Raw genomic sequence first — 10,081 nt, forward strand, 5'->3', positions numbered from 1 at the left:
ACAACTTAATGCGAGGGGTGGGATTCGAACCCACGAATTCCTTCAAAGCCAGATCTTAAGTCTTTTCGCTCTGCAAGTAAGACTTTAAAAGAAATTGAAACTATCAGTATAGTTAAAAAAAGACAAGTCAATAATCTAAATTACTCTGGCCTTGAAGAAGTCAAATATTGTAATCCATTCACTTTTATGTCGGTTTATTCCCAAAGAGAATAATATAGCTGGTCCTTATCCCCGGAGCACTACAGTAAAAAGGAGATCATCAATGAACAAGAACCAAGCTAGTTTTTCTGCTATGATGACTGCCTACATTCGTGCCTACCATTCAATGCATGATACGCCTAAAATCTTTGATGATTTTCTGGCCTATCGTTTGATACCGGAAAAGGTACGAGCATTAATTGACCAAGGTTTGACTAGGGATAAACAGTTTGATAATTCTGAGCGTACTACATCGCTCTCAAACCAGACAACTACCTTTGCGTCTTTAATGAAATCAACCAATGTTCTCAGCCGTGCCCGGTACACGGAAGATGCCTTAGAGAAGATTGTCAGGCAGGGAGTAAAACAGTATGTTATCCTTGGAGCAGGGATGGATACCTTTGCGTTTCGGCGACCTGAAACGAGGGAACTGTTGGAAGTATTTGAGGTTGACCTTCCAGCCACACAAAATTTAAGCTTCTTCGCCTTGCCGAATTGTGATGGGAACACCCATCACAATTACACTTCATTCCTATAGATTTCACAAAAGAAAATTTAGCAACAGCACTCACCCATTCATCTTATAGTCCGAATGTTAAAAGCTTCTTTAGCTGGCTTGGAGTCACCATGTATTTGACTCGGGAAGAAGTTTTTCGACACTGCATTCCATAACTGAGATTGCCCCTAAGGGCAGTGCATTTGTTTTATATCATTTCGATACCAATGCATTTATCCACGAAAAATCATCTCCTAAAATGCAAAAGAAGCAGGAGGTTTTTCAAAAGCTAGGCGAAAAGATGATAACGGGCTTCAATCCGTTGACTTTGGCCGAAGACATTGCAAGTTTAGGATTAAGNNTAAGTCTCTATGAGAACTTGAGTCCAGCAGACATCGAAGAGCGTTACTTCAAAGGACGCACGGATGTACATCATGCGTCTGAGCATGGGCACTTTGCATATGCAGTCGTCGAATAATATGCACACCACGTAATAAACCCGAGAAACCCTCTAGCAACCTCGTCACAAGGCTTGAGAAGCTGGTCTTGAGTATTTAGCCAACTTTCGGCTCAGTATATTCTGAAAATTGATAGGGTAGGTGTATAATCTCTATCGAGTTCGGTAGTGTAGTGATATGATAGCTATTTTGACACGTCTATTCCTGAAGAACGTACCTAACCACGCGCATATGTCTAGAAGTCATGTACAAAGGCAAGGGCTATCGCTCATAGCCAGATGGACCAAATGATCCCGGACAGCTCCGCAAAAAAATTATAACAAGTAGTAGGGACCAGACTTATGGGATATGTGGAAGGCTGGCACGATACGTCTATCCCTCATTTCCACGCACAGAGCCTGGAAAACTTAATTTTATATAATCTTCATAGAATAACAGAATTTGTTTTATAAACCAATAACTGTCGACAACATTTGAAGGAAATTATATATACTTAAAACGTAATAAGTATCTAGTAACTGATTTTCGAGGTGACTATTATAGCCGATACGAGAAATTTTGTTTTACGAGACGAAGATGGCACTGAGCACGGAGTTTTCACAGGGAAACAGCCCAGACAGGCTGCTCTGAAAGCCGCAAATCGGTGCAATGGAACCAAATCAGAGCCTGTAACGATTAGACTCAGAGAACGCGGGACAAAGAAAGTTCAAGTGTTCAAGGGATGGAAGGAAATTGTTAAAGCCCCAGAAAATAGGCCTGCCTGGATGCCGGAGGAAATCAGCAAGCCCTTTGTGAAGAAAGAGAGAATCGAAATAATCGACGAGTAAGGGGTTATTTACCGGCTGCCTGGGGAACTTTCTGGGCAGGCCTGGATAAATCCATTTACACTGTTTTGAAATGCGTCTTACTTTTTGTCTTCTCCATTCCATTCCATTAAAGCTTTTTCAACAGATATCAAAGTGAACATAGTAGTATTGAATATCTCGTCCGGGTGTTGCGGTATCCAACTGATTTCATCAAGAATGTCTTTTGGGAGCCTAACAATGTCGTTCAGCTCTTCCCCTATCTTCATGAAATATTCAATATATCGTGATCCGTACCTACTATTATCATACGCAGTGATAGAAATATACTGAGTAAATGACCCGTCATTCTTTATATCTCTTGAATATCTGTACTGAATTTCTTCCATACAATCAAGGTAATCATAATACAGTCTTCTGACGGTATCTGGAATTGATTCGCCGCCTTTTTGCAAAGCTTTCAGGTCTGACAATACACTTTTTGAGAGTCGGATAGTTTTGTACTGCTGCACATTACTACATATGTAGTTTAAGTATTTAAATAAGTTAATACACAAATACAGTGCTTCACTAAAAATCTCTGTCCCACTTTTTACCCTATTTGTTTACCTCAGAAACTCCATTGCTTTTCTGATCCTTAATTTCGGTTTCAGCCATTCTTCAACGAGAGTTTCGGGATAAATATGACAGTTAAACCCGGTTTATACTATAGTTATCTAGCCAGAAGCCACGTAAAAAGGTCAGGGCTATCGCTTGGGATAAGGATAGATATAAGGACGCAAAGAGCTTGCCTGTCGAAGTACCAACTGCACATTAGGGATGAGAAATAGAAAAGTTAAACAAAGTTACTCAAAAGAAACTGTCCATATTAAATGTTTTCCATAACAGTGAGTTGCCAAAAAGGATTGTCAGTCATTATGAAGCTAATCCTACTTGACATTCTTCACTTTGAGGAAGTAAAAGACACCTGTTTGCTCATAGACACCTGTTTGCTCATAACTTTCAGCTTCTTGATTGCTGAGATGGTTGCCTGAGATTCTTTGTAAATCTTGTCTTCATAATAACTTATGATCTCATCAACCGGAGTCGCAAGAGAATAAATCTTCATCGGCCGCCCTTTTCCAGGTTTTTTTTCCGAGCGCATATTAACCCAAGACTTATTGCACATTAACTTCATTGCAAGACTGACTTCGGGTTGCCTTAACCCAGTACTGATTTCAATTTCACGGGATGAAGCCTCGTCAACATTCATAAGATATGCCATGGTTGTAGCGACATTTCTGGACATACCAAAATTGCTTAACGTTTCAATAAAAATATGGTCGTCTTCATCAAGCATTTTTACTTCAGAATCTTTCATGATAACCCCTTGTATTTCTATTTTTATGGATAATTTATCAGCTAAAAATATCATGGTATTATTACTTAGATTTTCAAATGATATTTTTATAATTGCCCTTGAAAATTGATTACAGTATATAAATGCTTGCAAAGTATATATATTTATACGATAATCTATCCGGTTTGACATTTTCATAAAAAAATGTTTCATCTTTACTTATTAGCTAGTAATTACAATTACCAGTTACATCGAAATCAATATCCTCAACCTGATTTTGGGTAGGTTGAGTAGTTACTAAGTTTGCTTTGTTTTTCCATCTTCGATAAAAAAATTTCTGTTTTTGGTTTTCAGTACATGACTCCTACAAACAAATTTTCCTTTACTTGGAGAATGGAAAAGTCCTATTTAAGTACCAAGTTGAAAGGGATCAAAGATTAGAATAATTTATTAGCTTTTAGAAAAAATTATAGCATGAAATAGAACAAAAGTGAAGCATAAATTAAAAAATGACATTCAAAGATCGATTTTTGTTCCTTTTTTTGGTCCTTCTATATCAAACTTGGAGATCTAAGATTCTAGTTATCTCCAAGAGACTATCTAAATAATGTTAGTTTAATGAGATAACTATTTATAATGAGTATATGTAGTTTATATCATACAATTAAAAGAAATTTATAGTGGGGGAGAAGTATGAGAATTCGAGTAGTTAGTTCCAGAGAAGAAATCTTTACACTTAATCCGAATGAGCGTATTGTTCACCTGGCCTTCAGGCCGTCGAACAAGGACGTTTTGGGCCTGGTTGAGACCTGCCCAAAAATTGAGGTAATTCAGTTACCGAAATCTTACATGACCACGGTTTCAAAATCCATAGAAATGTTCCTTGAGATGCAGAGAATCCAGCTTATTGAAGGAGATGTCTGGGGTCACAGGAAGGACATTAACGAATACTACACCGTTCCGTCCTCAGTGATTGAAAGAATAAAGGAAATGAAAATAGAAGGAAAATCTTCTGAGGATATTGAAGCTAGGGTTTCAAGAGAAAGCAAGCTTAACCCTGGAATGATTGCTTATATCCTTACCAAAGAAACTCCGGTCTGAATTCAAACGGGATAATACAGCGGGATAAGATCTGACATTACGTACTTAGCTGGAGATCAGATTATAAAGGGAGATGGTTCATCTTTCGTTATTGTATCTCCAGCTTAAATCCTGCACATGCATCTTCAGCAAAACAACAACTACAAAAAAGGAATGTGGCTGTTACTTATCTAGGTACTGCGAAGTCTGCATGGATTAAAGTCTTTTGCGACTAATGTCGAACTTCTATAGTTGTTTTTTGAATTCGCTATGGGGAGGAGTTAGTATTAAAAGAAGGAGCAGCATTGATATCGCCATAGATATTTTAAGAGTAGCAATGAACGGGTCGAAGAAAACTCATATTATATCTGAGGCAAATCTAAACTTCAATATTGCCCAAAAATATCTAGAAATGTTGAATGAAAAAGAACTCATCAAGCACGAAAACGGGCTTTTCATTACCACTAACAAAGGAAAGCTTTTCCAAAAAATGGCTATGGAACTCAAACTTTAAATTTCTTCAGTTTATCCCTTTTTAATTTTTTATCACAATTTTTTCTTTTTCTGGTTTACTGTTTTATTTTTCCTATTATGGGCGCTATCAATCAGTTATGAAAAAAGAGTACATCCCCGTGTTTTAGAACAACCGAAGCTTGTAAGAGCACTAACTTCATTCTAACCGCTTCAGATAATAGCGTAGGCATTCCTGAAAATCTTGATATTGATACTCTAGATATTTTGGATTTCAGCTTGTAACCTCCCTTGTAGACCAGCTAGATGGGGAGTTTGAATTGAAAAGGAACAATGGCACAGAATTCACCATGCGATTTACAGTGACAGAAAATGATAATCTAATCTGGCTCAAGTAGGTTTAAAATCACAAGCAAGTAGATAAAAAGTTTAGTGCAAGAGGTGCGATTCGAACGCACGAACTCCGACGAGAATAGGTTCTGAACCTATCGCCTTTGGCCTGGCTGGGCAACTCTCGCATGGTGAAGGGAAAATTCTTATTTTTGTTTTGCTTATTTTTATTACTCTTTTTTTCTTAGCTCGAGTTTGCCCTTCCTTATTATTTAGTCCGACATGTTATTTCTTAAGTCCGTCGCCTTGATCGAGTTGGCAAACTTCACATATTTAAGCCCGGATTATGAAATCTCTGGAGAGTCAACCTGCAAAACAAACGCAGGCTTTCAGAGAATCTCGAAATCAATTGAATTTGTCGAGTTCATGGTTCTACACATGCCAAACTTTATATGGTATTTGGTAAGTGTTAACCCCTTTCTTTTTAAATTAATTAGTAAGAAACTTATTTAATTTATTTACTTACATCAAAAATTATGGGTTTTTATGGCTCATTTTTAGCCAGGAAATAGCCCTTTACCATAAAAAGTACATCGTAAAGAAAGGTATAAGATACTGGATAATATCCGCCAAAAACTTCGAATTATCGAATCAACTCATGAAACAGTTTAATGAATTCTAATTAAATTATCCGGATACATGAATTTTTATTTTTTGTTAAATTGTATGCAAAAGTACTCTAGCAAATACCTTCAAGAATAACATTTACCCTAACACTTTGTGCCCTCAATTCCAAGAATAAAGCGTGCGAATGTAAACGGCAAATGAAAAACCTTTGTTTTTGGGCGAAAAGATATCATGTCAGTACAGCAGGACTCTATGCCAATATTGCAGGATTCTACGCCACTCCTGCAAGATTTGATGTCAACAGCAGGACTCAAGGCGGGAGAGATGAAATACAGTACTGTTATTTTTGACTTTGACTACACATTAGCCGATGCAACGAATGGTATTGTGTCAAGTTTCAACTACGCCTTCAGCAAGCTGAATATTCCCTTATTTGACCGTGAAAGTATAAAAAGAACCGTCGGATTACCACTCGACAAAGCATTTATTCAGCTAACAAATAACGAAAACGAAGTTTTGATAAATCGTTTTCTAAGCTTGTTTCGGGAAAAGGCTAATGAGGTAATGTCCAAAGAGACCGTGCTGTATATCGACACAGTAAATACGTTAGAGCGATTAAAACAGAGTGGACTGAATACAGGCATCGTAACCACAAAATATCATTTTAGAATAGTTGAGACTTTAAATCTGCATGGGGTTCTGGGCTTAATAGATATCATTATTGGAGGAGAGGATGTTAAAATACCCAAACCGTCTCCAGAAGGATTATTGCTTGCAATTGACAGCCTTAACGAACAACTTGATAATGTGCTGTATATTGGAGATAGTCTGATAGATGCTAAAACGGCCCTGGCAGCAAATGTTGATTTTGCGGCAATGACCACAGGAACGACAACAGAAACCGAGTTTTTACAATATCCATATGTAAAGATAGTAAAGAGTTTATCCGAACTTTTTAACGAGTAAAAACTGTTTCTTTTACTCTTATATTCTACGGCGGCTTTTTGAAAGGGTATAAAAAGCGCAAAATCGAATCAAAAACAGTAGTTCAGATTTGCTTTAGTTCCGAGTGACTACTCATACTAATTTTTGGTTTTTATTCAATGGTTCACAAGAAAAGTCTTTATTTCATCTACCCTGATTATATTCCCATCCTATTATATTCCCATCCTGATTATATTCCCAATAATGTGTTCTAAAAATTTTAGTATTGAAAACTCCTGAATTAATATTTGTGTATAGTCTCCGCTAACAGATTTATGATCCTTTGAACAGATATGGGAAAAAAGCTTAACAACTGGAACAGGCCAAACCAGTGAAGAAGGCCATTTTGATGCTCAAGGATATGATAATTGCAGGGGTAGCAAAGCCAGACTTTATAGTAAATCACAGAATCTCTATTGAGGACACGCCTGCCGCCTACAGGGAGTTTTCTCAGCGTACAGACGGCTATAAAAAGGTAATAATTATATTTGAATATTGAAAAAATTAAATTTGAACATCGATAACTGTGAACAGTGAGGCTTTTTAAATTTATTTTTCATTTTTCCGGGCTAATGAAAGTAAAAGATCTTTCTTCAGGGTAAGGAGTATTCTTGCAGGATCGAAGTTACGGATAAATCTGAATCTCATGGGGAAGGGGCCGACACATTTTTTATCCGTTCTCATAAATAATAAATATGATGGATTTTATTTGTATTATTTATGAGTTAATTTGATAATAAGTTTTGAATAACGCTTGTCTTTATGCTAATCTATCTAAACAAAGTGTTTGAAGTTGAACCGAGCAAAATAAATATATTATTAAAGTTACAACTTATTGATTATATTATGTCAGTTGAAAGCCAAAATGAGACTGTTTGCCCAAATCCTGAATGCGAATATTATCTCAGGGTAGAAGGGAAAGCTGTTATAAAGCGGGGAAAGTATAGAACCGGACACCAGAGATACTATTGTAAACACTGCGGAAAGTTTTTTATGGATACAAAAGGTACCGCTGTTTATCGCAAGCACCTGTCCGCGGATGAGATAAGACTGGTATATCGGCTATTCCTTGAAAAAAACGGAATACGAAGTATTGAACGAATAACAGGTCATCACAGGGATACGATAAGCCATTTGATACGAGACACGGTAAAGAACCAGAAAACGGAAGAATACCTTGTCAAGCAAATCGGGCTTACAGCCAGTGAATGTGAAAAATTATGGGGGCTTCTAGAAAAAAAGAGAGAAACATCCCGAAAGTAACCCTGAAAAAGCAGGCACAGGCTGATTTTTCCTGAGTATGGGCATGCCGTATGCCGTGTCCGAAAGTATATAGCTTTGCAAAAAAGAAATATTCTTGAGAAAAAGAAATTATAAAATTCTGTGGAATAAATAAGTGCCATACGTAAGGACAATTTTATAATTTAGAATTATTGTACAAGGAGATATTTACCTGGGAATATCCACCTGAAGATATTCATCTGAAAACCTTTATCTGGAAATTTATATGTTCAATAAACGAGCTTGTACTTAAACATAATCCTTTTTATACTGTTGTACTTATTGAAAATACTTAAAGCTATTCCTCAGGACAGTTCCTAAATCTATTTTTCTAATTTTAGATTCAGACCGTTTGAGAAACAGATTCAGTGCTGATTCGCGAGCTCCATTACGATCTTCAAAAGTATTCGTAAATTTCATAAGTATTTTATAGAGGGTCACATAATGAGATTGTATACATTACAAAAAAATGACCATTTTCTTTAACTTAGTTAAAAATTATAATTTACGAAGCAAGAGTGTTATACTGCCAATTTGCAGGAAATTGGATACCCTGAGTGCATTTGGTTAGAAGTGTATAATTCCTTACCAGAATAAAGGAGCCAGAAATATGAGTAAAAGTACAGCATTGAAAGCAGCATCCCAGTTTTTATGTTTATTCCTTTGCCTGACATTATTACCGGCTGCATTCGCTCAGCAAGAAGAGCTTAATGGAACAGTAATCTACGAGAACGGAACTTACGAAGGTAATATAGTTCCTGGACTGGAAGAAATTTACGGGAATTACACAGTACATGATATAGAACCAGCCTATTATTCGGTATATCTCATGCCGGGAGAAAATGAAACTTTCAATGTCAGTTTCAGGAACGAAGGTAACGAAACCCTCAGCATAGCCCCGAAAGTTATAGCTGCACCTGACGATTACTATGATGTTGTAAACGAAAGCTGGATTACGATTTTACCTGAAAACATAACGGTAAGCCCTGGAGCAGAGCAGGACTTTGCCATTGAGGTAAGTATTCCCGAGGATGCGGAAAGTTGGGAATATGCAGCCCAGATAATTTTCACAAATGATACTTATCCAGAAGAATTCGATAACCCTGTATATATTCAGGAATATAGTGACTCTGGATCTAGTGATTCTATATCTGATGAAGAATATAGTGATTCTATATCTGATGAAAGATATAATGGTTCTATGTACGTCAATGCAATGCACCTTGGGGTCTCAGTGTCTGCCCGTCCGAAGCTTGAGCTTCAAACAAGTTATGTTTCTGACACCATCGAGCCTGGAAAGGAATATGTATACGCTATAAAAATTAAAAACTTAGCAGGGAAAGATGTTACTATTGATCCGAAAGTAATGAGATACGAGATATATGACTATTCATTTGACGAGCCAGCTTTTAGTGATGATACAATAGAGATCTCTGCGCCTTCAACCATAAAAGCCGGTGAAATTGCTAATATGACCATCAGGGTACCAGTCCCAGAGAATGCAAGCGGAAGTTATAATGCTTACATCGAAATGAACGCTGATGGGAAAGAGAATGGCGGATCTGTCCCGCAAATAAGCCTGAGCTTTACGGTTGACAAACAGCCTACAGCTCCTTACATAAAAACTTTTAACACCACAACTGCCGACCCAATAACGATTGAAGTCTCGGCTGAAACTTATGACCCGCATGCATCAGTGCGTATCTCGCCTGAAAAGGCAGAGCCATATTTTGAAATGAACCTGATATGCAATTCCATCCCTGTTAATATGACCCTTGTGAAAGCCGCTGAGAGTGGTACCGTATATTCTCAGGGATATATCTCCCCCATCTGGGCAATTGAAGATGGCTCAAGCTATCAAAATGATAGCAGGAAATATCTCGAAACGTATAGAGTACCCGGAGCAATCGGAACCTGGGAACTTACAATTCTCCCGAAAAATACAAACAGTTTCGACTACTCAATAACGGTCGGAGAGTCCGAATAAAAATTCAAATCAAAGTTGCGCTGGCGC

General features: G+C 37.3%; 11 protein-coding genes and 1 tRNA gene. 9 read left to right on the forward strand and 3 right to left on the reverse strand.

Annotation, left to right across the window (positions count from 1 at the left end):
* Positions 1–262: 262 nt before the first annotated feature.
* From BP621_RS07935 to BP621_RS07940, 3 genes are all read left to right on the forward strand, one after another.
* Positions 263–736: a class I SAM-dependent methyltransferase gene (locus BP621_RS07935; RefSeq protein WP_292389008.1), complete on the forward strand. Its 474-nt coding sequence runs from the start codon at positions 263–265 to the stop codon at positions 734–736.
* Positions 733–870, forward strand: a complete 138-nt coding sequence (locus BP621_RS17205; RefSeq protein WP_394339289.1) for a class I SAM-dependent methyltransferase — start codon at positions 733–735, stop codon at positions 868–870. The genes BP621_RS07935 and BP621_RS17205 overlap by 4 nt, the downstream gene beginning before the upstream one ends.
* A gap of 821 nt (positions 871–1,691) precedes the next feature.
* The gene (locus BP621_RS07940) at positions 1,692–1,979 is read left to right on the forward strand and encodes a non-histone chromosomal MC1 family protein (RefSeq protein WP_292389021.1); all 288 of its coding nucleotides are present in this window, start codon (positions 1,692–1,694) and stop codon (positions 1,977–1,979) included.
* Between the two features lie 77 nt (positions 1,980–2,056).
* Here the strand turns inward: BP621_RS07940 and BP621_RS07945 are convergent, their stop codons facing one another.
* Positions 2,057–2,467 (reverse strand): hypothetical protein, encoded by a 411-nt coding sequence (locus BP621_RS07945; protein WP_292389009.1) that lies wholly within the window; start codon positions 2,465–2,467, stop codon positions 2,057–2,059.
* A 431-nt stretch (positions 2,468–2,898) separates the two neighbouring features.
* Positions 2,899–3,315, reverse strand: a complete 417-nt coding sequence (locus tag BP621_RS07950; RefSeq protein WP_292389010.1) for a transcriptional regulator protein — start codon at positions 3,313–3,315, stop codon at positions 2,899–2,901.
* A 672-nt stretch (positions 3,316–3,987) separates the two neighbouring features.
* Between BP621_RS07950 and BP621_RS07955 the strand changes: the two genes are divergently transcribed.
* Complete coding sequence (locus BP621_RS07955; protein ID WP_292389012.1) at positions 3,988–4,395, forward strand: DUF1699 family protein; 408 nt, start codon at positions 3,988–3,990, stop codon at positions 4,393–4,395.
* Between the two features lie 238 nt (positions 4,396–4,633).
* Complete coding sequence (locus BP621_RS07960) at positions 4,634–4,888, forward strand: winged helix-turn-helix domain-containing protein (protein WP_292389013.1); 255 nt, start codon at positions 4,634–4,636, stop codon at positions 4,886–4,888.
* Between the two features lie 390 nt (positions 4,889–5,278).
* Here the strand turns inward: BP621_RS07960 and BP621_RS07970 are convergent.
* Positions 5,279–5,363, reverse strand: a tRNA-Leu gene (locus BP621_RS07970).
* A gap of 733 nt (positions 5,364–6,096) precedes the next feature.
* On the opposite strand from BP621_RS07970, the gene BP621_RS07975 reads away from it, so the two are divergent.
* The 4 genes from BP621_RS07975 to BP621_RS07990 all read left to right on the forward strand — a co-directional run bounded on the left by BP621_RS07975 (position 6,097) and on the right by BP621_RS07990 (position 10,054).
* Positions 6,097–6,768 (forward strand): HAD family hydrolase, encoded by a 672-nt coding sequence (locus BP621_RS07975; RefSeq protein WP_292389015.1) that lies wholly within the window; start codon positions 6,097–6,099, stop codon positions 6,766–6,768.
* A gap of 367 nt (positions 6,769–7,135) precedes the next feature.
* Complete coding sequence (locus BP621_RS07980; RefSeq protein WP_292389016.1) at positions 7,136–7,285, forward strand: hypothetical protein; 150 nt, start codon at positions 7,136–7,138, stop codon at positions 7,283–7,285.
* Positions 7,286–7,632: 347 nt separating this feature from the next.
* Positions 7,633–8,049 carry an IS1/IS1595 family N-terminal zinc-binding domain-containing protein gene (locus tag BP621_RS07985; protein ID WP_292389018.1) on the forward strand — a complete coding sequence of 139 codons (417 nt, stop codon included), beginning with the start codon at positions 7,633–7,635 and terminating at the stop codon, positions 8,047–8,049.
* Positions 8,050–8,677: 628 nt separating this feature from the next.
* Positions 8,678–10,054: a hypothetical protein gene (locus BP621_RS07990; protein ID WP_292389019.1), complete on the forward strand. Its 1,377-nt coding sequence runs from the start codon at positions 8,678–8,680 to the stop codon at positions 10,052–10,054.
* The last annotated feature ends 27 nt before the right edge of the window (positions 10,055–10,081 follow it).

Source organism: Methanosarcina sp. UBA5, assembly GCF_002505485.1.
GTDB lineage: Archaea > Halobacteriota > Methanosarcinia > Methanosarcinales > Methanosarcinaceae > Methanosarcina.